The sequence below is a fragment of the Caulobacter sp. Root1472 genome (assembly GCF_001426985.1).
GTDB lineage: Bacteria > Pseudomonadota > Alphaproteobacteria > Caulobacterales > Caulobacteraceae > Caulobacter > Caulobacter rhizosphaerae.
Genome location: NZ_LMFX01000009.1, coordinates 1 through 22,233, shown reverse-complemented (window position 1 = coordinate 22,233; position 22,233 = coordinate 1). Strand labels below are relative to the sequence as shown.

Here is a 22,233-nt window from a genome sequence, read left to right as displayed (position 1 = left end):
GGGGGTGCGATGGTCAGCGGCAGATCACTGAAAGCGACCCCGCCGGGCGTGGCCGACGCCGCCCCGGCCGACCCGCCGGCCAGGAGCCCGGCCGCCCACCAGTTGGGCCATCGCGAGCGCCTGCGCGAGCGGGCCAAGGCCGGTGGACTGGCGGCCCTGCCCGACTACGAACTGCTGGAGCTGTACCTGTTCCGCACCTTCGCGCGCGGCGACGTCAAGCCGAAGGCCAAGGCGCTGCTGGCCCGGTTCGGCTCGTTCGGGGCGACGATCTCGGCCTCGATCGAAGAGCTGAAGACCGTGCCCGGCGTCGGCGAGACCGCCGCGATCGACCTGAAGCTGCTGCACGAGGCCGCCCTGCGGGCCGGCCGCGACAAGATCGCCAAGCGGACGGTGATCTCGTCCTGGACGGCGCTGCTGGGCTATGTCCGCGTCGCCCTGGCCAACGAGCCGCGCGAGCAGTTCGCGCTTTTATCCTGACAGTCTACCTCTTTTTGCGCGGCGCGGCCTTCCAACCCGCGCGCGCCGCGCATCTTTCTTTCAAGATGAGGATGAGGGGGGCGGGGGGAGAAGGAGAAGATCGGCCCTGCAGTAGCCGTCCGCAGGCTGGTGTTCTTTTTCGAGAGCCGATGTCTACTTGACGCCGCTTCTGCAACGACCGGTCCGCCCTGGTTCTAACGATGGGCGGAAGCGCCGGGGTCATCATCAGCCAAGGCGTTTACCCGGCCATGCAGCTGGCGTCGGAAATGTTGAGCTTAGCAGTCGGACCGGCCGGCATGGTTTGCATGAAAGTTGCCGATCGCGGCGAGCAGCGCTGTACGCTCTGGCTCGAGAGGCAGTTTAGAGCGGCGGAGTTCGGCGGGCGGGTTCAACGTAGGCACTCACGGCCGGAGGGTCCCCACCGTTCAACCGGTTTCAATCCGATGCTTCCGTCGTCGCTTGTGACCTGAACCGCTGAACCGCTCAATGTTTGGACGACCAGAGCGTGGTCTTCGATTGTCGCGTCCCGATCTGAGCAATAGCTGACAACTGGTGAAGTACAGCCTGGCTGCGCCCATACGACGACGGAATAGCCCCGCGACCTGGTCGGCTTCGCTCCTGTCTCCCGAAACCTGCTGACAAGCCAGCGCGCTGCTTCAATCGCCTTTTTCACCGGCAAATTCCGTCTTTCCGCCTAAAGTGAGCCAATCGATCTCGGTCATGAGCACGTGCGTGTCATGCCCCCGAGTGGTGATAACCACAGGCCCCGCGTGACAAAGCTTGAACGTCTTTCGGATATGCCGGAGCATCCAGCGTCGGGGAATGCGCGCAACAAATTCGACCATCACCAGGCCGCTTCGCCGGCCGAGGTGAACCGTGGTCCGGCCAACGTTACCATTCGCCTTGCGAACGCTTGTGCATCTTCCGCCGCCGGCATGCCCCGCACCGGGTCACCGCGCACGACCTGCTTTGCCAAGGCCAGCAAGGCTTCCTCGATGATCGCGGCCTTATCGAAGAAGGCGCCGGCGAGCATCCGGACGAAGACGAGCTGATATCCAGGCAGGAAGAACTGCACGGGATAGATATTGCCACGGCCGGGCTCTCGGCGGATTTGACTCGCGCCCATGACCGGCGAGACAGCATAGGATCGCCCCTCCCGCGCAACGACCGCCATCGGCTTACAGATCGAGTTGGAAAGCACCGTAGCCACCACGACATCACGGTCGTAGCCCCACGTCTCAGCGCAGTGGTCGAGCTCGTCGCGGACCGCAGCCGGGACGCTTACCACAAGCGTCCCGGAATCCCGGTGGATCGGCCGCCAAACCAACTCTTTGGCACCCATGACGATCGCCATGAGCAGACCCTCAGCCAGGCGGCGTTGCACGGTTTGCTCGATGTCGCAGTCACCCATCAACTCGCCCTCTTGGTGGAGTGCGGCCATCGTTTCGTCATCAAGTCGAACTGACAGTTGGACTTGTTTGTCGCCACCGCCCTTGGAATCCACCTCTGCCGAGCCCCCCATCGGTTCACCACTCCCTGGCTACACATCCAATCAATCGGGGACTTACATATTATAGTTGATAAACCAAGCCCTACCGGAACGCCGATGTTCCGGCCATGGACATGCGCCGCCTCGTCGGCTCGAACGTTCGCGAATTGAGACTGGAAAAGAACCTGACCCAGGAGCAGTTCGCGGAGTTGTCGGGCCTTTCACAGCAATACATCAGCGGCCTGGAAAGGGGTCTCAGAAACCCAACGGTGGTAACGCTGTACGAGATTGCGACCGCGCTGAATGTTCAACCTACCGATTTGTTGAAGCCGATCTGAGGTCGGTGAGGCACGTAGCCAGCGGCGCGATCGGAAAACGGCCCCGACGCTGCGGGTTCAGTCCAACCTTGACTCTTAGGCGACCATGGGTATGTCCGCTCTGAGCTTGGAGGCCGGGGACGTACAGGGCGTAGTTTTTGTTTTCGTTGGCCATGGCTGAAGCGCCACACCGCCGCGAACTTGGATCTCAGGAGCCCTTCGGCTCTTTAGATCCCCAGAACGATTTCGTCGCGCTCGAACCAGCCGGTCGCCTCTAACTGCCTCGCTAGGTTCCTAGGTTCGGCGGCGTAGCCAACGATGGCAAGGCTTTCCCTGGCACGACTGCATGTCACATAGAACAGGCGACGCGTGCGATCCGCCGTGGACTCTTTGTCTCCGATGCCGTCGTTGCCAACATGCGGAGCGCTGAATAATTTGTCGTAGCTGAACATGAAGCCGCGCGCGTCGGTATCATCGATAACTACTAACACACGCGGAAACTCCAGACCCTTGACGCCCTGATGGGTATCGAACGCGGAATTCCCTGACACGTACTCTGCATACGGTCCGATCTCAGAAAACGGACACTCCAGGAATACTTCAATCGCCGCGACGCGCTCCGGGAGAGGGTCGGCCGCTTCATCTTCGGCATCGGCGACAGGGGTCCCATTCGCCTTCTTTGCTATGACGTTGGCGATGATTTCGGGCATTGCGAACAAGCCCGTCTCCGCGATCACGCTGGCAATTTCTCGCAGCGTGGGGTCCTTCCCGTCGAACTGTTGGGCCAGTAGATCGGCGGCCTTTCGCGCAAGATCGAGTTGCGCCTTTTGTTCAGGGGCCGCTTTCAGCGCATCTTTGCGCAGCAGCGGCGACGCATCGCGCACGATTTTTCCAAGCGCAAATTTGTCACCCGCCCGGTGCGCGTTGATGAAGGGTAATACCGTCTTCGCAAACAGAGACGTTGCGGGCAGCGTACCGTCCAAAAGCCCAGTTCGAAAATCACCGACGCCAGCGAGAGCGCCGAAAATACCCGTGAAACCCATCCTTGTGGCCGCCATGTGATGCTCAAGGATGAGGGTTTTCCGGTCCGTCGGATTTTTCCACGCCTCGTCGCCGGTAATCTCAGCCATAAGCGCCGCCGCCTTGGCCTCCGCCTCGGGCTTACTGGGCGTGTCGGCAGGAAGACAGAAAAACCGGACAATACCCTCCGGACTGTCAGTGCGGGGCGTTTGTTCCTGCCGATCAACGCTGCTGCGCACGCGATTGATGAGCTGGACGACACGCTTTGGACAGCGGTGGTTCAACTGTTTGGCGGGTTTGGCCCATTCCCCCGGAAGATTGCCCTCGATGTTCGCTTTGCCGTCGCTATAGATGCGCTGCATCGTATCGCCGAGCAGACCCAGGCCGAATGAACCGCGATGGGCCTGCTCAAGGGCGAACATGGCATCGACCAGCGCCTTGTTGGTGTCCTGGCACTCGTCGATGAAAATGAATGGAAAGCGGCTGACGACCACTTTCCGTAACGTTGGCTTGTCGGTCAGAAATGCTGCCGTGATGCCGAGCACTTCCGCATGGTTCAGCGAGTCTCGCGTACGGTTGTCGCCAGTCGGGCTATAGATGAATTTCCGGATCGTCGGGAGCGTTTGTAAGCGGCGCTCCTTGGATGCGATGCTTGCTAGGCGCGTTGCTGAAGCCTTTGTGCCGGGCCGCCCCTTTGCCTCCTCCGCCCTTAGTTCGGCGATTGATCGGGCAAGATCATTGGCGAGCCAGCGGCGAATATCCTCGTCAAACCCCTGGATAAGCGCCCACGCGAAGCTGTGGATTGTAGACACTTGCACAACGGGGTCGAACTCGGCTCGACGCACGATCTCATCACACGCCGCATTAGTATAAGTGACGATGCCGATTTTCTGACCGCGACGGCGGAGGACATCGCCACTCTTCTCGCGGACGACGTTGATCGCGTTGATCAACGACCGCGTTTTCCCTGAACCGGCCCCAGCGAAGAGGAAGAAGCTACGAGGCTGTGTGAGATCAACGCACCGTGCGATCTGCTCGTCCGTGCCGTCGTCGAGGTGCGAATTGTCGGCAACAAGCGCGTCAGACACCGGCAACCTCCGGAATGGGTGGCCCGCCAAGTAGAGCGTCCTGTCGGATTTTCACCTGCTCCGTAAGCCAGGTCAGGCCCCCGTCGATGTAGCGCGGAGGCTTCAGCGCCAAATCGCCCTCGACTTCCAGCATGTCCATCGCGAATGCAGCCTTTCCGCCGCTTTTTAGGATGGTGTGAAGCTTGGTCGAAAGCTCGGCGACGCTGGCCGCGTCGTTAACAGCGCCCTTGAATTTGGCAACGAGGCCCGCGCCTTTGATGTTCTTAAATAGGTCGAGATTTTCGTAAACAAGCGCGTCCTCGAATGTATAGGGAAGCGCCTCGACCGCTGCCTGTTCTTTAAATTCGACCTTCATTGCATGTTGATAAGCGACCCGGACGGAGAAGTTCTCGGCGTCGTACTTTTTACATTTCGTTGGCTCTGCAAGGTCGATCAAAGTGTCTAGTTCTTCGATTTCCGGGCACCACTTTCTTAATGTCGTATTGCGTGTGCTTTGCTTGGCGCCACGCACTGGCGAAACGCTCTTGCCGTCCTCGTCTCCGGCGTCGAGATCAGTAATAACCAAAGTCGGAATGCCGAGGCGCTCGATGAGGGTTCGCATGCGATGAGCATGGCTTCCGCCAATCTCCAGCCAAGTCACGTAGGCTTCGTTCAAACGTTCAAAACGCTTTTCTTTTCGAATGAAGTGAGGAACAAGAATTCGCTCCGCAGGTCCCTCAATGAGGACCGCTGCATCTGCGAATAGAAGGTCGGCGTGAGTGGTTCTAAGATATCGCGTGACGAACCGCTTCGTCTCGTCTTCTTCTCCAAAAACCGTTGTCAAATTGACTACGCAAGAAGTCGGAATGCCAGAGCTAGGCGGTAGCCGCCTGAAATACCTGAGCGATGAAAACTCACATTCGTGGGCCACATGGCTTGAATGCGTGCTAACGATGAGTTGAGTGTTGAGCGCTCTGTCTGCTCCCAATGCTGCATTATTCCGAAGTATTTTATACGCTTGCCGAATAAACACCTGCTGAACCTGGGCATGAAGGTGCGCCTCTGGCTCCTCGACAAGGACAATATGAAGTGGCGGGATTGTCGTTTCCGCGTTCTCGTCCTGGGGAAGCTTGGCCGCCTTGGAAGCTGCCTTTTTCACTTTCATCCAGCCGTCGCGGAAGCTCATCAGCCTGAAGACCATGGAGATGAGGTTCTGATAACCGAGACCATTATAGTACTCGGGCAGCGCCAGCGCCTTTACGCCCGCTGCGCCCTTGGCAACGACGTATTGAACGGCTGATTCATGGTTGAGGCCGTCGATTGGCCGCACACGCGTGGCGATCTCAATGTGAGGGTCCGTGACGCCCGGGTAGCCCAGCGTTTCCATCTCCTTGATAGCGTCGGCGAAGCCCTCTTTCAGGCGGCCATCAAACGCTCGCTGAGCGGTTTCAATCGCTTCTAGCGCGTGAAGATCTTTTGCGTCTGGCAACTCGAAGGGGTCGAGGTGGGCGCTGTAGTATTTCTTTAGCTGGTCAGAAAGGCGTCGATTTCCAGTCTGGGAGGGGCCGCCCGCATCATCATCTTCATCGCGGTCGTCGTCGGCCTGGCCGAAACCGCGCTGGGCGCCAATCTCATTGACGCGGATCAGACCCTTGAGCGGATTGCTGTCCAGCGGCTCCGCTTCGTCAGCTAACGCCTGCAACGCGGCGATGCCTACTTCCGTCGGCTTGCATTTGTCCGGGTCTAGTACATATGCGTTGATCTTGAAGAGTTGCCCCAGGCGCTTCGCCAGAAAGTCGGTAAGGCATTCCGGCCAGAGCTGGACCGCCTTTTCGACGTTCTGAGCTCCCTCGGGCTTGGCGGCTGCTGCCTGCGACTGAACCTTCCTGTTGGCTGCGCGGACCGTCACGTACTCCTGCTGGAGCGCAGCAGCTTCCTTCGGCTCCAGCACGAGACGAACGCCGAGTTGGCCGCCGTCCCAATCGAGGTTGGGCAGAATGCCGCGTACATAGTGGAACTCGGTATCGGCAACGGATAGCCAGATATCGAGTGTGGGGACCAGCTCCCGCCATTGGCTAGCTGGAAGGGGCTGCTTGGCTTCGTAAGCCGCATCCCATGCTTCGCCCCATTCATTGATCTTATGCCAATTGATTAGGGTGAAGTCGTTGATCGAGAATCGGGCGCGCTCCATAAGAAAGAACCTCAGAGCAACCATGGCCGAGGTCTTTCCAGAATTATTCGCGCCGACGAATATCGTCCGCTCTTCTGCTAGGTCGATACGAACTGATTGCAGCTTCCGGAAGTTCCCAATCTCGATGAAGTCGATCTTCATTAGCGCCCCCTCGAACTGACTATAGGCTTCAAGGGCAAATTCGCAACCGTTGGGGGTGGTTGACTGATCTTGCACTCATGCGGATGGCGGCAGGGCCGATAGCGCGTGCGATGTCGGCGATCAGTGCATAGCGGGTGCGGCCCCGGGCAAGCGATGGGAGAGAGCGAAAGCCACCAACGCAGCAGAAAGCATGACGCGACGCACGATCCTCGACGAGGCGACAAAAGGCATATGGGCTTGATGGAGGCCTCGGCACGCCAGGGCAGCCTCCGAGTACACTTAGGCCTATGGAAGCTTGGCCGGAATGACGCGATATTTGGCCGGCATGGATAGGCCGCTTGATTCTGATCAGCTGGGGAAAAAGGGCGAAAAGGCGTTCGAGGGCTACTGCATCGACGCTGGCTTGGTGCCCAACCCTTCGACCTGGGACCGCAAGGGCTGGGATCTCGTCGTCGACTGGCGTGAGGCCGGCAGCGCCGGTTCCCACGACAAGCAACCCAGCCCCAAATCCTGCCTGGTGCAGGTCAAGACGGTGTGGACCGAGAGCCGGTCCATCCGCGTGCGGCTATCGTCGATCGCGCACCTGGCCCAGGACCTAAAGCCGGCTTTTGTCGTGGTGTTGAAGGTCCGCCAGGATCTCACCATCGCCAAGGCCGGTATCGCCCACCTCGAAGGTGATTTTCTGGCTCATGTCCTCAAGGCCCTGCGCGAGGCCAGCGTGACGGAGAAGGCGACCAACACCATCGAGGTGAGCTTCGGCATCGCCAAGTGGTTCTCGCCCTTGGCGCCGGACGCTGCGGCGGTGCGCCAGACGCTGGAGACCGCGATCGGCCCGTCGATGGAAACCTACGCGATGCGCAAGCAGACGCAACTTCGTGACCTCGGGTTCGACGACGTCCGCCTTGTCCTGAAAGGCAAGCTGATCGCGCCCGACAACGAGGCGATAATCGATGGATTTCTTGGTCTTCGCACGCTCGACTTCACCGACGTGGCCGCTATCGAAACGCGGTTTGGCATCGCCTTGCCCATCGAGGATTTCGGCGAGGCGGGGACCTTCGAGTTCGCGATGGAACCCGCCGACTCCTGCAGGCTATTGATCCGACATCCCGACCGGCCAAGCCCCTTCAGCCTGCCGGGACAGATGGTCATCCCGCCTAAGCAGCTTTTTGCGCCCGGGCGCGGCAAGATGCTGATCCGGACAGACCATTTCGCCCTGACCTTGGATGGCCAAATCGGCGCCGACGCTGAGAAGATCGACTTTAAGGTCGGCTTGACCGTTGAGGCCGGGTTGCCCGACAAGCTGCTGAGCGTCGCCGACTGGCCCGAAATCTATGGATTCTTGGCCGCGCTGACCGGGCAGGCGCCCCGCCGTCTGGAGATCCACCCCGACACCCTGCCGGGGTCGGTCGGCGGGACTGTCGGTCTCGACGTCGGCGAGGCCGCGGCGGGGCGGTTGGGCCGCGCAGCCGCCCTGGCGATCGCCGCACGGGAGGTGTTCTCTCGGGCCGGCCGTCCCTCGACGATCCTGCCCTTCCGGGCCCTGGACGCCGCCCGACGTCCGATCCAGGACCTTGGTAACCTCCTGTGCGATCCGGGCCGGATCATCCCACTGAAGATCGAGACCGACCTTGCGACGGGCTTTGATCCAACCGAGGTGGTGGCGCTCCATTGCTGCCACCATTTTAAGGTCGCCGAGCATCTGGTCGCTTATGTCGTGCTCGCCGAAATGGTCGGAACGCAAAGTGGGGACCGCATCGAATGGCGTAGCCGCGACTTGAAGGTCATCGACGTCAGCTGCCTGAGGCCTTCGCGCGAGACCTTTGAGGCCTATGTCGAGGGCGCCCTTAATCGCCTGGCCGCCGTCAGCTACTATATCGCGCCCTACGACGAGACGGCCGACCTGCTTGGGGCGGAGGCGAGCGAGCGCGGGCCGCATGTCCCTGATCCGCCGGCGGACACCTGAACCTGACATGATCACAAGGTCCGGCAACTCTCCACGATCCCTGACCCCATTCGCGGGCGGAGAGGCTCATGGCTCCTGACCCTAGTGAAGAGCAAGAAGCGGCCGAGGCGCCGAAGCCGACCTCTTCTGTGGCGAGGTCCCGGCCTTGGAGCGCTGTGCGGCGAGCGGGACGGCGCGCCTGGGACTGGCTAGGGCGCGTATCGGGCGACCGGATCCAAAGACCTTATGCGAAGACGATCCTGGCCCATCAGGTTCCGCGTGACGCCGAGGAGAACCTGGAACTGACGCCCCCCGCCGACAGCCATCTGGCCGTCGAGGGCATCTGGGCCTTCGAGGCCTTCACGCCCTCCAATATCGAGGGCGCGCTCAAACAAATGCGCAAGAAGGGATGGGCCCAGCAGCACCGACGCGGCGCTGAGCGGAGCCTGGTGGCCTGGCTGTCTTCCGTGCGCAAGGAGGGCGGTCGCGGGAACCACAATGTGTGGTTCAACCGACCTGCCGATGGGCGTTACTCCACCGTCAGCCACCATGCCGACTTGCCGGACTTCGCGGCCTCGGCGGTGGGGGAGATGGTGGCGCTGACCCCGTCGATCAGCGGCCTGGCCGTGTTCTTCGTCCTCAAGCCGCAGGGGCGTGGGGAGATCGAGGCGGCGCTGCGCGCCAACTATGTCAGCCATGTCCGCAGCAAGGGTGATTTCTTCACCACGATCGATCCGCGCGCGGCCCGTATGGAGGCCATTAACGCCATCCGGCGTCGTTGGCGCGCGCAGATCGCCGCCTGGTTCGAGGCCCATGCGCCGGGCGTGTTCTGTGAAGGCAACGCCGGTGGCCTTCCGACCTGCGAGCTGTTGATCGGCGACAACTTTCCGCTCTTCGAGCGCGGCGATGAGGCCATGTCGAAGATCAGCGAGGTTGCCGGCGCGGTGTTCTCCCACTGGATTTTCGAACAGGAGGACACGGAGGACGCGGTCATGTTCGCGCCGCATCCGGTCCACCTGGAGGATCTCGGAACCCACGCGATCCTGGCCGCCAGTCGCCAGCGCCTGGAGGGCAGCGTTCACCGCCTCAACAAGGGCGCTGGTGAGGATCGTTTCATTCTGGGGGCTGACGAGGATTTTCGCGAGAGCTTCACGCGCTGGGCCCTCCTGGATGTCGTCAATGTCTACGCCCAGCGGGTCAACCAGGCCCGTGACCAGGCCGCGCGGCTCTTCTCGTCGCCCTTTCCGCTGCGGGTGCTGAAGCGACTTCAGCGCCTGACGACGATCCTGGGCGACACCGCCACCCTCACCCGCGAACTGAAGACCTTCGCCGAGCAGGACATGCGCGCGCGACGCAGCGGCTACGATCTTGTCATCCGCCGCTTTCGGGCCAAGGAGACCCGCTGGGTCCTGCAGAACTGGGTCCAGGAGAACCTGAAAGGGCGGATCGAGGCTTTGGCCAGCGCCAGCGGCGAGCTGGACACCTTCATCGCCGCTCAAGGCAACCTGACCAACGCCCGCGCCAATCTGGAACTGCAGGTCATCGTCTTCGTCTTCGCGATCATCGGCCTGGTGTTCGGCGCGGTCAGCGGGTTCGAGGCGGGCTACACCTTGTGGAAGGACTCCAAGGAAGCCGCCATCAAAAAGGCCGCCGCATCTGATCTGCCGATCACGGTTATCATCAACACCCCGAAGTAACTGCCGACAGCTCGACCTTTTTTGCTAAGCTCGGCCCAACCTTGCAAGGGCGCCGCCCAAGGGCGTCTTGCTCCCCACCGCGTGTCATGGCCCATCCCGTTATCCCTTCATCATCCCGGGGATTCGATCCGGCCGACTACGGCTTTGATCTCAACAGCCGAGAATGGGCGACCCTGATCTATCTGGGCCTGTTCCTGGCCTGGGGGCTCTGTCGCCGCGACGTCCGCCAGAGCCTAGTTAACGTCCTGAAGATCGTGCTGGGGCCGAAACTTGGATCTCTGTTCGCGATCATGACCGTCTACGTGGTGGGCATGGTCACGGCGTTGTGGGCTTTAGGAGCCTGGGAGGCGGCCAATCTGAAGACCACTCTGGTCTGGTGGATCACGGTTGGTTTCACCGCCGTCTCCAAGGCCTTGGAGATTCCGAAAGATCCCAAGGTCGTGGGCAAGATGGCTGGCGAGGCGATCGCCTGGACCGAAATCATCATCTTCCTGGGCGAGGTCCACACGCTGCCGCTCTGGGGCGAGCTGATCCTGATCCCGGTATTGACCTTGGCCGGCATGCTGCTGGTCCTGGCCAAGAGCCAGTCCGAGCATGGCATCCTAATCAGACCCCTGACCCGGCTACAGATCTGGGCGGGCCTAGGCATCCTGGGTTTCAGCCTGATCGGCATCCTTAAAGATCCCACGGATTTCCTGACCTGGAATAACCTGCGTGAGTTTGCCGATCCGATCGTCCTCTCCCTTACCTTTATCCCGTTTCTGGTGGGTCTGGCCATGATGATGACCGCCGAGACTGAGGCGACCAACCTCGCCATCCGCGGCCTAGACCGGCGTCTCGTCGGTTATGTGCAACGCCGGGCGCTGTCGGCCTTCGGCTTGGACTTCGACGGCGCCCGCCGCCTGGTTCGCGACATCAAGCTTCGTGACATCAACGATCGGGCCGGCGTGCGCGCCGCCATCGCCGAGATCAAGGCCGTGCGGCGCAAGGCGCGGCATCCGCCGCCGGTCGACCCCAAGGCGGGTTGGTCGCCGTTCTTGGCCGCGGCCGCTTTGGCCAACAGGGGTCTTAAGCCGGGCGACTATCATCGCGCCTTTGGGTCCTGGTCGGCGGAAGCCGAGACCTACAGGCCCGGCAAGGGGATGCGGCGCCCCTCGATCTCCTACATCGTGAGCGGGCACGAGGCGGGGGTCACTCGGCTACGCCTGCAGCTGACGGTCAACTACCAGGAGCCCGACGTGACGATCGACGCGCTCTGGCAGGGCTTGGCCGAGCATCTGGTCGGTTGGGCGCTGGGCGAGACCGCGCTCGCCCGGGTGACACCCCGGCTGCTCGATCAGCACCAGCGCACCCTCGAGATCAACGGTGCGAGCGTGACCTTGTCCTGGTCGAGCTGGGGTTCGGGCAAGCTGGGCGGTTTCGACCGCATCCTCGCCATCAACCACCCCGCCCATGTCGAGACCGCTTTCGAAGACTAGGTGTCACGCCACGGCCGCCAGCGCGGCGACCACGGCCGAAAGGGTGGCGTCGATCTCGCCGCACAGGGCCAGGAAGTGGGCCCGAAACGTGCCGTGTCCGGCCAGGGCCTCGCGTTCCAAGGCCTTGCCCTCGTTGGACGCGTGGCCCTTCACCTTGCTTCGGAGGTGATGCAGCCGGCGTAACGGCGCCACGATCGCCTTGGCCTCGTCAGATGAGCGGTCCTGACCCTCGAGGATGGCCTCGATCACCCGCAGGCTCGCCCATGTCACGTCGATCGTGACGCCCAGCTTGGTCGCCGTGGCGACGAGTGGCGTCTTGATGAAGCCCTCCACGGTCAGCTGATCGAGCGCCAGGATCTCGTCGGCCCATTCCTTGGCGGCGGTTGTCGCCGGCGGCAGGACGCGTTCGGCCAGCTCCGATCCGCGTGGCTTCCACCAGGCCGGCCGTTGGCGATCAAGAGCGGCAACCCTTTGCTTGATCGCGGCCAGTGGATCGTGGTCGCTGGCGACTTGGCCCAGAAGATCGTTTTCGACCGCGCGCTTGGACAAGCCGGCCTTGGGCCACTCGTTATAGAGCTTCCAGTACTGCTGCTCTTCGTAGGGTAGGCTCGCCAGGTAGCCGATATAGGTGTGAACCTGCCCAGCCTCGTTGATGTCGTAGGTCTTCAAGTACCAGGCATTGCGGCAGCCAATGGTGCGTTCGGTCAGCTCGTACTTCTCGGGATCGGCCTTGAAGCGGGCCAGCACCTCGGGCCGGAAATAGGCCGGGGAGATTTCCCAGGGCTTGTCCGACTGCGTGAAATAGTTGGAGAGGCTGTCGGGGTCGCAGGACACCTCGGCCAGGACCTGGTTCTTGCGATCCTCGATTTTGAAGATTTCGTAGCGCCGCGTGGCCGGGTTGGCCTTCGCTTCGGCGCGGCGCACCATCTCTTCCACGGTCAGGCCGGTCCTGACGACCATGCCGCCATTGGCGTAGCTGGCGCGGCCCGGGCCGATCTTGAGGTGATAGAAAAGGTCCGGCGCGTCGCGTCGCTTGGGCAGGCCGTCGCCCCAGTGGGTGAAGTTGGCCTGATCCAGACGCGTGAAGTCGAACTTGAAGAACAGCGCCTGGCCGCTGACGGCCATGTATTCGGCCAGGGGCTCAGCCTTGATCAGCACGATGGACTCGAACGGACGATCCTCCTCCTCATCCTGGTCAACGATGATGACCACGTCCTCCAGGTCGCCGCGCTCGTCGAGCCGACACCAGGCGCTCCGTTCGGGGAGGAAGAAGAGGTCGAGCGCGTGGACCAGCCGCTGGTTGATTTCCGTCGTGGTCCGGTGCTGGCCGTAGCCTGAGAAGGATCGGCGAAAGACCAAGGCCTCGCCCTGGCTCAGGGACGAAAGGCCCGGGCCGCGTACAGGGCCGTCCAAGAAGATCCGGCAACCATCGCCGCCCCATTCGTGCTGGATGATCCAGGTGCGGTCGGGCCGCAGATCCGCGCCGATCAGGGCCTTGGCGTCCGGTGGGGTCAGGGCGTCGGTCGGGGCCAGTACGGCGTTGACGAATACGCAGCCGAGGCTGGCGCGCAGCACGACATAGTCGGCACCAGCGTTTGATTTGAGCCATTCCACCCCGTCCTCGGCCGAGGCGTACCAGCCCTCGGAATCCTGGGTTGGGGGATAGGCGACCTGCCTTAGGACCTTGAGCGCCCGCTGATGGGACATCGGCGACTCCACGGAATCGGCTGCATCCGGGAAGTCTAGCACCGCTTGATCGGGCGCCGTGGGTGTGTCCGAGCTGCGAAACGGCCGGGAAACCTCAGATCGATAGCTAGTAGCTATCGTCTCTACGAAGTCAGTAGATGCGGCCGTCCTTGATGGTCACCCCATCCTCGAAGATGGGAATGCGGAGCGTGCCATCGTTCATGACTACCTTCACCGCGTCGCCTTGTCTGCGAACATACCCGACGCCGGTCATCCGGCAGCCGGGACAGGCAACGTGAAACCCCAGGGCATAAATCTGGCCCTCTTCGAGCCGAACAAGCTCTTCCAATAGCTTCACCGGCCGCTCCTTGTAGCAGGGCGGATCAGCGGGGACAGCGCACTGGGCATAAAGGCGAGTGCACACATACTCTTTGCCCCGGCGATCGACGAAAACGAACGTCGGACCATCGCCTGCCGAGAGCCCCCGAATGGCGGTGTCGTAGAACAGGTCGTAAGCGTAGTAGAGAGCGGGCTCGTCGCTGGTGTTCCAGAGGTGCGCCTGCACTAACCAGAGCGCCGGATCCCCCGCTTCTCCGAAGGAGAACCGGACCTCCAACGACGGCTTGGTCCGGCGGGCCATAATGTCCCGGATCTGAAAGTCGAGGAGGGGTTTGGCTTCCCGGCCCTGCCTCTGGAAGTACCGATACTCCTGCTGAACCTGATAGGGCGCGTGCGGACCATCGCCAGGCACGTCGATCGCATAGGCAAAGCGGCCCTGGCCGAGGTCAATCGGCCGGATTGTGAGGCCCGCGAGGTGCGGGAGGATGCCGGCGTTAAGCGCTTGGCCGAGTTGATCTGGGCTAACCTGATCAAGAGCGAGGCCTTCATCGACCGAGCCGGCCACGCTCCGATTGGTCGCGTCTTCGGCCAGGCCGATCACAAGGACGCCACCGACGGCGTTCGCCATCGCCGACACGCTCTTGGCCAGCTCCGACTTCCACTTGCCGCCAAGCAGCTTGGCAGACTGCTTGAATTCAAGGCGCTGGTCCTCTTCCTGACCGATCAGCGCCTCGAGGTCCTTGATTGTCCAGTCACCGACGTTGCGCATGGTGGGCTCCTTTGCATCAGCCGACAGGAGCCGCTCGACAACCTCCAACGTTGGCAAAAGGTCGGATGTGGCCCTCCGCGAGTTTGATCGCGAAGGTCTAGTTTATGGAGCAAGGCCAGCTTCCGCTACTGGCGCAGATCGGCGCTGGTGCCCCGTGAGAGGCGCGGCCTCAGCTGCCCCCGGCGCGGATCTGCGCAACGATACTCTCGTCGGTGATCTTGTCGTCGCGCGCCAGCATCAGCGCCTTGGACAGGATGATGGATAACATGCGGTCTCCTTCGAACGGCAGGTAGACGTCGTCGGCGGCGCTGGCGGCCGGGCCGGCCGGCACGATGCAGAGATAACGGCCCGACGGGTCCATCATGATGTTCCCCGACCCCAGGTGGATCCGGTAGGCCGACAGCTTGCCCTGGACGCGCAAGGCTTGGCCGTCGAGCGAGAAGCGGTCGGCGAAGGCCAGGGACGGCAGGATCTGGGCCAGGACCTCGGCTCGCACCTTGGAGCCGACATCGGGCGGCGCGTTGGCATGAGTGGTCCAATAGTCGTCGGCCCGGCGACGCCAATCGTTGGGCGCCGCGGCGTCGCGGCCGCCATCGGCCCAGGTCGGGTCGTTACCGATCGAGGCAACAGCCACACACAGGTCGACCTCCCGCATGATCTCCGAGAACACCAACGGATCGATGGTCTCCAGCGCGATCTCGTCGGCGCGTTGGCCCGTCTCGGTCAGCCGGCCAAACAGCACCCGATCGCTGTGGACGTAGACGAAGGCCTGGCTGTCTGTCACCGGCGGCTCGTCGTCCTGCGGCGAGGTGATCCACCATTGGGCGTAGAGGCCGTGGGCAGGCAGGGGCTTGTAGGTCGGATCGTCATTGGGCGTGTCTGCCCAGATCTTGTGACGCGCGCTCCACCCCCTCGACTTGGCCAGGGTCATGTACTGATGCTGGCGCAGGATGTGGCCGGCGAAGCGATTGGAATAGACCTCAGTCTCGCGTTCGGCCGGGGTCAGCGGGTAAAGCTGGCGATGGGCCTGGGCGAAGGGCTGGACGATGCGCCGATCCATCAGGAAGCCGCGCCAGTGGGCGATCTCGTCGTCCTGACTCATCAGTGGGTGCCATAGGCGCACGCGGGTGTCCGGCGGCTCTGCGACGATCGCGCCATGGCCGTCGCGAAGGGCCTCGCCGTCCCAGGCGACCTGCCGGGGCTCGCCCGCGCTCTCCAGTCGCCAGACCAGCCGGCGCGCCAGGGCGCCGGCTAGCGGATGGTCCAGCCAGCGCGAGCGCCAGTCGTCCCACGACCAGTTGCGCCCGGAGAGATAGCTGTCTTCAAGCCGCTGCTTGAGCAGCGGCAGGGTCTTGTCGATCTCGACAACGGCCTGCTTGAGGGCCTTGATCTCCTCGGCCGCCGCCTCGTCGCCCTTCAAGGCCGCCGGCTGCGACTTTAGCGGCTTGCCGGCAGCGGTGGCGAAGCCCAGGCGCGCCCGACCGCCCTCGACCTTCAACGAGACAACATGGTCGCCCAGCACGTGCTCGACCCGGCCCGGCTCCTCCAACCCGCAGGTCGGGGTGGCCAACTCCTCCAAGTCGACCACCGGCAGGCCGGCGACCTGGGCGGCCTCACTCATGGCTTTGTCGATCTGGGCGGCCAGGCGTTCGTCGCGCACGGCCCGCTTGATGCGGCCCAGCGCCACTACCGCCCTGACCGAGCCGATCTGGCCCAGCGACCAGACGCAGGCGTTTGCGACCGCCAGAGAACGGTACCGCGGACCGTAGTATTCGCCTGGAACCTTGGTCAGCACGCTTTGGGCTGCGCGCTCCAACGCATCGACCACTTCGTCGTCGGGCCAAGCGGCCAGCATCCAGGCCGCGCCCTTTGCGAAGGTCGTATCGGTATCCGCCAGTTGCAGTGGTGGGGGCGGCAGGCTGCCCTCGGTCGTCGTCCGGCCATCCAGCAGCCAGAACATATAGGCCTCGTAGTAGGCGATGCGGGTGAGCACGCTGGCCGGGTGCGAGCCGACCGCCGGCGGGACGCGTCGCCGCAGCGCTTCGTACTCGCTGGGCAGCCGCCAGGCCGCGAGCGCCTTGCGCAGATGCTGGGGCGTGCGCAAACCCGCCAGGGTCTCAAGCAGCAGGGTCCGCGTGCGGTCGCGACCGATTTCGCCAGCCAGGGCCTCGGCGGCCTTCAGCCACTTGCCGCTAGGCCGTGCGCCCTGGGCGGCTTCGGCCAGAAGCCAGAGACGCTCCAGGTCGGAGCCCGACATGGGAAGCGCAAGTTCCGGCTCGCCGGCCTCCAACGGATTGGCCGCTTTCCAAGCCTGCCACGCCTGGGCTCGCTCCTGGAACCAGTCAACCGTGATGAGGCGATAGCGAGCGTCGCCGAAATAGCGCTGGAACCGCCACTGGACGACGAGTTCTGGTTCGAGCGGCAGAGACGGTGGGTGCTTGAAGGTCGCCGCCATCAACGCCTCGATTCCGTCTGGCGGATTAAGAGCCATCACCTGGGCGACGGTCGGCTTCCAGAACTCGATCGGCGGCCGTCCGTCCGGCGTCGACGTCAGCAGGCGATCGCGCCAGGCCTCTAGCGTACGCCCCCAGGTCAGCGCCTCGACCATGATCGCGTCCAGCGCGGCCAAATCCTCGGCCGGGGCAGGCGCGGCGAGGCCGGCGATCTGGTACAAGTTCGCCCGCGCGGACAGGTATTGTGCCATCGTCTGGGGACGCAGGGCCAAGCTCGCCTCGCATGCCTCGATCAGGCCCCGATCCGGAGGCGGATCCAGCACGAGGCCCGACTGGGCAAGGCGCTCGAGGATCTGTTCGGCGCCGGTGTCGTAGTAGTAACTGCCGATGAAGAGGCCCGCAGCCACCGCGCGCAGGAACAGCAGTGCGCGATCGGGTGAGGTGTAGGCGAAGTGGGAAATGTGGTTGAGCACTTGGTGAAGGTGGTTTTCCGGCGAGTTCGTGATCTCCCGGCCCTCGTAGGTCAGGGCGAAGGTGCGCACGTCGTCCCACCAGCTTTCGAGGGTGTCGTAGAGAACGGCCTTCTCCAGGTCCGACAGCGCCGTTAGCGCCTGATGCATCGCGAATTCGCCGCCTCCGGGCTTGCGGGCTTCTGCGATCATCGCCTTCAAACGCGCGCCAGGGTTCGACGCCTTGGCGGCGAGGTTGAACAGGGCCTTGAACATGGTTCAGCCCCCGCGCAGCGGGGTCAGGCGCAGGAAGGTCACCGTCGCGTCTGGCGCGAAGGCGATGACCTCGTCCAGGGTCTCGATCTGACGATTGTCGGCCAGCAGCAAGAAGCGGCCGCGCTCGAACGCTTCCAAGGCGCGGGCGACGACGGCGTCGCGGCTGTCGGTCAGGGCCACGCCCAGCGCCGACTGCGGACGCTCTCCATCGACGGCCGCCCGGTTTTCCCACTCGAGGATCACCCGCTCTGCGATCAAGTCGCGGGCCCGGATCTCGATGCGGTCGGCCCAGGGCAGGGTGCCGACGGGCGTCGGTACGCCCAGATCCTGCTGATCGAACAAGGCAATGGTCTGCACGCGAAGCTCCGACTGTGGCCGAGCGCCAATCTAGACGCTAACGCCAAGCTTGCAACTTACGGTGCGCGGCTAGCAGGATAGACGCGCATGGTTCCGCTCGGGGCCGTTCATCGCCGTTGGAGCGTCTGCCTGAACGTCGTGTTCCTGGAGCGATCCGAGAGTCTGCTGTTGGCGCGCCCCGGCCGCCGAGGCAGACCTTCCGAACTTCTGAGAATGATGCTGTGGACGGCTCTCACCATCCACGGGAGCATAGCTGCTCCAGAGAAGGAGGAGAGCCATGGGTCAGGTGATTACGATAGGTCTGGATCTCGCCAAGTCGGTGTTCCAGGTTCACGGGGTAGATGCGACCGGAGAGGTCGTGGTTCGGCGCCAGATCCGGCGCTCGCAGTTGCTGGCGTTCTTCGCCAAACAACCAGCGTGCCTGGTCGGCATTGAGGCCTGCGCCTCGTCGCACCACTGGGCTCGCGAGCTGGTCGCGCTTGGCCACGAAGTGAAGCTGATGCCGGCGCAGTACGTGAAGCCCTATGTCAAACGCAGCAAGAACGACGCGGCTGATGCGGAGGCAATCTGCGAGGCGGTGACCCGCCCGACGATGCGGTTCGTCGCGATCAAGACCCCCGACCAGCAGAGCGCGATGATGTTGCATCGGGTGCGGCTGATCCTGAGTCGCCAGCGCACCCAGCTTTCGAACGCGCTGCGGGCTCATTTGGCTGAGTTCGGGATAGTCGCGCCGATAGGCCGTTTGGGGCTGGAGCAACTGCTAGAGGTCGTCGCGGACGTTGAAGATCACCGCCTGCCGACCGGCGCGCGGACCTGCCTGAAAATGCTTGTCGCTCAATTGACCGTCGTGAAGGCGCAGATCCTAGAGAACGATCGCAGGATCCTGGCCGATGCTCGAAGCACAGACCTCGGGCGAAGGCTGATGACGATCCCCGGCGTTGGCCCGCTGCTCGCCAGCGCCCTGGTCGCCACAGTCGCCGATCCAGACATCTTCCGATCGGGCCGGGACCTGGCCGCCTGGATCGGCTTGGTCCCACGACAAAACTCTAGCGGCGGAAAGGAGCGATTGGGCTCAATCAGCAAGGCGGGCCATCGCTACCTGCGTCAGATGCTCGTCGTCGGCGCTATGTCGGTGATCCGCTACGCCAAGCAATCGGCAAGAGGGCGTCCCTGGCTGGAGCAGCTCCTGGCTCGCCGGAAGCCGAAGATCGCCGCCGTTGCGCTTGCCAATAAGACGGCCCGCACCGTCTGGGCCATGATGATGACCGGCGAGCGCTATCACGAGCCGCTCGCCGCCTAAGCCACGCGCGGGAGATCGCGCTCACGAAGTTGGAAAGGGCGAACTGGAGCTAATGCAGAAAGACGGTTGAAACCGCCGGATCGGGAGACCCCGCTTTACCACCCTGCACCTTGAGTGCGTGAGAATGGTTGGGACCCGGCACGCGCGATCAAGGCATTATGGCCCGCGGCCCTTCAGCGCCGCATCGACAGGCCGAACACATGGCCGCACCGACCAGCCCTGCAGGTAGCTCAAGAACATCCTTGCCGACAGGGAGCCGTCCACACAGGGTGGATTTCAGACATCGAACCATGGTTCGCTAGCGGCTCAGTTTCAGGGGCGAAGCCATGTTTAAGCGTCTATTCGGGCATCCTACGCCTTTGCAGAAAGCCGTCCCGCTAGCCGAGGCTGTCCGGCAACGCTATCCGTCACTCGTCCTCGACGTGCCCGCACCTGACATTGAAAGGGCGTTGACGGATTGGGAATGGCGTTCCCCGCCCCAAACAAAGGTCGCCCTCATAGGCGCATTTGGCGACCTCTTCTTCGGGACGTCTGATGGGATCGTGATGCTGGATATGCTTGAGGGCACGCTCCGGGTCGTCGCCAAGGACCATGAGACCTTTATTCAGGCCATCGGAGACGACGACTATCGGGATGAGCTTCTCGGCGATGTCTGGGTTCAGGCCGCTGGAAGGCGCGGATTGAACTTGGGACCGGGAGAATGCCTCGATTGGGCAGTTCCGCCCGCCCTTGGGGGGCAATGCTCAGCGGAGAACCTCGCCAAGACCCTGATCGTGGTGAAGATCAGTATTGCTGGCCAACTGCACCGGCAAATTAAGGACCTGCCCCCAGGAACTCCGATTACGGGCTTCACGGTCAGCGACTAGGCCCGGAAGCGGACCTTTCCGTCGTCCGGTCAGGGTGGCAAGCAGACGTTGGCATGGCTAGCCTCTCTGGAAGACTGGAGCGCGCCTTGAGATCTCACTTGCTCGACCCAACAGCCAATGACCCGCGCTTGTCGACAGCGCTCGCGTTAGGGCGCGAAATCTACGCTCTGTATGAGGCTGGGGCCGACTACGATGCGCCTCTCAGGCAGCTCGGCGTTCTTGTAGGCCGCCCCATCCACGGCTTCGCCGTCCGTGACGGGTTTGGCTCGGTTGGACCCGACATCTTTGCCAGGCGGCAGCTCGTCGCCTGGGATCAGCCACCATCGGATGTGACCGAAGAAGAGATGCTGGAGATGGTCGACGGCGTGTGTGGCGTCACAAGCGCGGACGAGCTGCAGCGGGACTATTGGCTCGCATGCCTGCAGGTGTGCACCGGAGACCGCAAAATCAGAGACCTGATCTTCTTTCCGGGCGACTATTTCGGCGACGGCGATGACGCTCGCCTGATGTCCTCGTCTGAGATTCTCGAAACGGCGCTGAGGGCTGGAGGACGCCCTCGATAGGCAAAGGGCAATACTCCCGGGTCCGCTTCGGGTCGGTCCGGAAATTGGCGCCGTGCCGGCAACCAGACCTTGGGAGCCATGCCCGGAAGCGGACTGGGTGAAGGTCAGCTAGGGGGTGGAGGGCGGACGTTGCCGTTGATGTCAGCTGCGACCGCCGCTGACATCGTACAGGCGTGGATCACCGGCCTTGTAGGCGTATCCGTAGACCGTAGCGCTTTCCTGACCCGGCAGCAGGATTGGCCTAACGCATCGTCCCGTGATGATGGACCGTATCGCATCGACGAAGGTCTCCCCGTCTAGCCACGGCGCCTCCATTAGATCGCACGCCCCAAAGCAGCGCCCCGAGTCTCCAATGTAGAGAATGGCGTAGTCCTGATGTGTTCGGGCGATCGCAACGAGCCGCTCGCCCGACAGCCGCTCGATCGCTCGGATTTCTGGCGTGGTAGAGGCCTTGGAAGTGAAAGCGACGTCTCCTGCCGCACACTCGATACCGGATTTCGACTCTCCAATCCGCAAGCCGGAAAAGCTCTGGAGAAGTTCGACGGCGGGATGGCCTGGCGGCGGCACGATCGCTGGCTCAACGCGTCGGCCAGGTTTCCATCCAGCCCGAATAAAGAGCTCCATCAAGTCGGGCGGGAGATCATTCATAGGCCAAGGCAATCCGCTGAGGCGTAGCAATTCCGTATAGCCCAACTGCGATGCGACACATCTACAGGCTTTTAACGCAGACGCGTCTGGTGGTCAGATGGCCTGCGAGTGAGACGGCAGCTGCGAGCCAAGAGTCCGCTCTGGGTCGGGTCCGGAAATGAGCCCGGCGCCAGAAACCGGACCTTGGCCACGATGCCCCTTAGCGGACAGGGCGACGGTCTGTTCGGGGTGGTTAGCGGATCTCAGCCGGCGCACTGCGCCGGCCCAGCGCACCGCCTGTTTGCAGAGCCAGAAATTCAGCGGTTCGCGTTGCGAGCGCCAAGTCATCCGATGCCACGCGCAATACGCTGCCCATCTCATCGATCATCGTCACTTCGACTACCGGTTCGCCCTGCCTAGGTCGAAGCTGCATGTATAGCCACGTCCATTCAGTTGAACTTGCCGGATCGCTGTCACCATCAGTATCGACGTTGGCGGCAGGCCCATAGACGTGATCGACGACACTGCCAAAAGGGGGGCGTGGCCCAGGCGAGTGAATGAAGAAGTCGTGGCGATAGTCGCTCGAATGATCGTTCATATCGATGACCGATATCGACAGACCCCAGCTTCCGCAACGGGTCGAGGCTGTGTGAAAACACCGCCAAATCGGCTAGAATCCTGATGCTGGAGTAGCAGTCGGGAGGTGGAGTTGAGCCGCTTCGTTGAGGG

Annotated in this window: 16 protein-coding genes and 1 pseudogene; 8 read left to right on the top strand and 9 right to left on the bottom strand. The window is 62.9% G+C overall.

The features are described from left to right. Positions 1 to 9 precede the first annotated feature (9 nt). A pseudogene (locus tag ASD47_RS07735) lies at positions 10 to 471 on the top strand (hypothetical protein); the annotation flags it as partial. Between the two features lie 850 nt (positions 472 to 1,321). Here ASD47_RS07735 and ASD47_RS07730 read toward each other — a convergent pair. Next, a complete protein-coding gene (locus tag ASD47_RS07730) occupies positions 1,322 to 1,981 on the bottom strand; it encodes a hypothetical protein (RefSeq protein WP_156402162.1) in 660 nt (219 codons plus the stop codon). A gap of 113 nt (positions 1,982 to 2,094) precedes the next feature. Here ASD47_RS07730 and ASD47_RS07725 point away from each other — a divergent pair, with 113 nt between their 5' ends. Further along, positions 2,095 to 2,304 (top strand): helix-turn-helix domain-containing protein, encoded by a 210-nt coding sequence (locus tag ASD47_RS07725; protein WP_056753978.1) that lies wholly within the window; start codon positions 2,095 to 2,097, stop codon positions 2,302 to 2,304. Positions 2,305 to 2,510: 206 nt separating this feature from the next. Here ASD47_RS07725 and ASD47_RS07720 read toward each other — a convergent pair whose 3' ends face one another. Together ASD47_RS07720 and ASD47_RS07715 are read right to left on the bottom strand one after the other, a co-directional pair. Beyond that, a complete protein-coding gene (locus tag ASD47_RS07720) occupies positions 2,511 to 4,391 on the bottom strand; it encodes a UvrD-helicase domain-containing protein (protein ID WP_056754192.1) in 1,881 nt (626 codons plus the stop codon). Further along, positions 4,384 to 6,702 carry an AAA family ATPase gene (locus ASD47_RS07715; protein ID WP_056753975.1) on the bottom strand — a complete coding sequence of 773 codons (2,319 nt, stop codon included), beginning with the start codon at positions 6,700 to 6,702 and terminating at the stop codon, positions 4,384 to 4,386. The genes ASD47_RS07720 and ASD47_RS07715 overlap by 8 nt, the downstream gene beginning before the upstream one ends. A gap of 316 nt (positions 6,703 to 7,018) precedes the next feature. Here ASD47_RS07715 and ASD47_RS07710 point away from each other — a divergent pair, with 316 nt between their 5' ends. The 3 genes from ASD47_RS07710 (at position 7,019) to ASD47_RS07700 (ending at position 11,819) form a co-directional block, all read left to right on the top strand. After that, a complete protein-coding gene (locus tag ASD47_RS07710) occupies positions 7,019 to 8,665 on the top strand; it encodes a hypothetical protein (protein ID WP_156402161.1) in 1,647 nt (548 codons plus the stop codon). A 155-nt stretch (positions 8,666 to 8,820) separates the two neighbouring features. Further along, on the top strand, positions 8,821 to 10,341 hold the full coding sequence (locus ASD47_RS07705) for a hypothetical protein (protein ID WP_056753969.1): 1,521 nt from the start codon (positions 8,821 to 8,823) through the stop codon (positions 10,339 to 10,341). 86 nt (positions 10,342 to 10,427) lie between these two features. Continuing rightward, positions 10,428 to 11,819 (top strand): hypothetical protein, encoded by a 1,392-nt coding sequence (locus ASD47_RS07700; RefSeq protein WP_056753965.1) that lies wholly within the window; start codon positions 10,428 to 10,430, stop codon positions 11,817 to 11,819. A gap of 3 nt (positions 11,820 to 11,822) precedes the next feature. Here the strand turns inward: ASD47_RS07700 and ASD47_RS07695 are convergent, their stop codons facing one another. From ASD47_RS07695 to ASD47_RS07680, 4 genes are all read right to left on the bottom strand, one after another. Further along, positions 11,823 to 13,526 carry a hypothetical protein gene (locus ASD47_RS07695; protein ID WP_056753962.1) on the bottom strand — a complete coding sequence of 568 codons (1,704 nt, stop codon included), beginning with the start codon at positions 13,524 to 13,526 and terminating at the stop codon, positions 11,823 to 11,825. A gap of 130 nt (positions 13,527 to 13,656) precedes the next feature. Continuing rightward, complete coding sequence (locus ASD47_RS07690; RefSeq protein ID WP_156402160.1) at positions 13,657 to 14,613, bottom strand: helix-turn-helix domain-containing protein; 957 nt, start codon at positions 14,611 to 14,613, stop codon at positions 13,657 to 13,659. Positions 14,614 to 14,782: 169 nt separating this feature from the next. Continuing rightward, on the bottom strand, positions 14,783 to 17,791 hold the full coding sequence (locus ASD47_RS07685) for a DUF4132 domain-containing protein (RefSeq protein WP_056753956.1): 3,009 nt from the start codon (positions 17,789 to 17,791) through the stop codon (positions 14,783 to 14,785). Positions 17,792 to 17,794: 3 nt separating this feature from the next. Then, entirely contained in the window at positions 17,795 to 18,148 is a 354-nt protein-coding gene (locus ASD47_RS07680; RefSeq protein ID WP_056753953.1) for a hypothetical protein, read from the bottom strand. A gap of 277 nt (positions 18,149 to 18,425) precedes the next feature. Here ASD47_RS07680 and ASD47_RS07675 point away from each other — a divergent pair, with 277 nt between their 5' ends. The 3 genes from ASD47_RS07675 (at position 18,426) to ASD47_RS07665 (ending at position 20,877) form a co-directional block, all read left to right on the top strand. Next, positions 18,426 to 19,448: an IS110 family transposase gene (locus tag ASD47_RS07675; protein WP_056753950.1), complete on the top strand. Its 1,023-nt coding sequence runs from the start codon at positions 18,426 to 18,428 to the stop codon at positions 19,446 to 19,448. Between the two features lie 326 nt (positions 19,449 to 19,774). Continuing rightward, on the top strand, positions 19,775 to 20,314 hold the full coding sequence (locus ASD47_RS07670; protein WP_156402159.1) for a T6SS immunity protein Tdi1 domain-containing protein: 540 nt from the start codon (positions 19,775 to 19,777) through the stop codon (positions 20,312 to 20,314). A gap of 98 nt (positions 20,315 to 20,412) precedes the next feature. Then, positions 20,413 to 20,877 (top strand): hypothetical protein, encoded by a 465-nt coding sequence (locus tag ASD47_RS07665; protein WP_056753945.1) that lies wholly within the window; start codon positions 20,413 to 20,415, stop codon positions 20,875 to 20,877. Positions 20,878 to 21,018: 141 nt separating this feature from the next. Here ASD47_RS07665 and ASD47_RS28155 read toward each other — a convergent pair whose 3' ends face one another. Together ASD47_RS28155 and ASD47_RS26580 are read right to left on the bottom strand one after the other, a co-directional pair. Next, positions 21,019 to 21,501: an SUKH-3 domain-containing protein gene (locus tag ASD47_RS28155; RefSeq protein ID WP_369800269.1), complete on the bottom strand. Its 483-nt coding sequence runs from the start codon at positions 21,499 to 21,501 to the stop codon at positions 21,019 to 21,021. Between the two features lie 256 nt (positions 21,502 to 21,757). After that, complete coding sequence (locus ASD47_RS26580; protein ID WP_155856858.1) at positions 21,758 to 22,102, bottom strand: hypothetical protein; 345 nt, start codon at positions 22,100 to 22,102, stop codon at positions 21,758 to 21,760. Positions 22,103 to 22,233 lie beyond the last annotated feature (131 nt).

Bases quoted from the DNA above. Each gene is read 5' to 3' on its own strand.
- ASD47_RS28155 (WP_369800269.1), bottom strand. From the start codon at position 21,501: ATGGAGCTCTTTATTCGGGCTGGATGGAAACCTGGCCGACGCGTTGAG.
- ASD47_RS07700 (WP_056753965.1), top strand. From the start codon at position 10,428: ATGGCCCATCCCGTTATCCCTTCATCATCCCGGGGATTCGATCCGGCC.
- ASD47_RS07690 (WP_156402160.1), bottom strand. From the start codon at position 14,613: ATGCGCAACGTCGGTGACTGGACAATCAAGGACCTCGAGGCGCTGATC.
- ASD47_RS07670 (WP_156402159.1), top strand. From the start codon at position 19,775: ATGTTTAAGCGTCTATTCGGGCATCCTACGCCTTTGCAGAAAGCCGTC.
- ASD47_RS07725 (WP_056753978.1), top strand. From the start codon at position 2,095: ATGGACATGCGCCGCCTCGTCGGCTCGAACGTTCGCGAATTGAGACTG.
- ASD47_RS26580 (WP_155856858.1), bottom strand. From the start codon at position 22,102: ATGAACGATCATTCGAGCGACTATCGCCACGACTTCTTCATTCACTCG.
- ASD47_RS07685 (WP_056753956.1), bottom strand. From the start codon at position 17,791: ATGTTCAAGGCCCTGTTCAACCTCGCCGCCAAGGCGTCGAACCCTGGC.
- ASD47_RS07695 (WP_056753962.1), bottom strand. From the start codon at position 13,526: ATGTCCCATCAGCGGGCGCTCAAGGTCCTAAGGCAGGTCGCCTATCCC.
- ASD47_RS07675 (WP_056753950.1), top strand. From the start codon at position 18,426: ATGGGTCAGGTGATTACGATAGGTCTGGATCTCGCCAAGTCGGTGTTC.
- ASD47_RS07715 (WP_056753975.1), bottom strand. From the start codon at position 6,702: ATGAAGATCGACTTCATCGAGATTGGGAACTTCCGGAAGCTGCAATCA.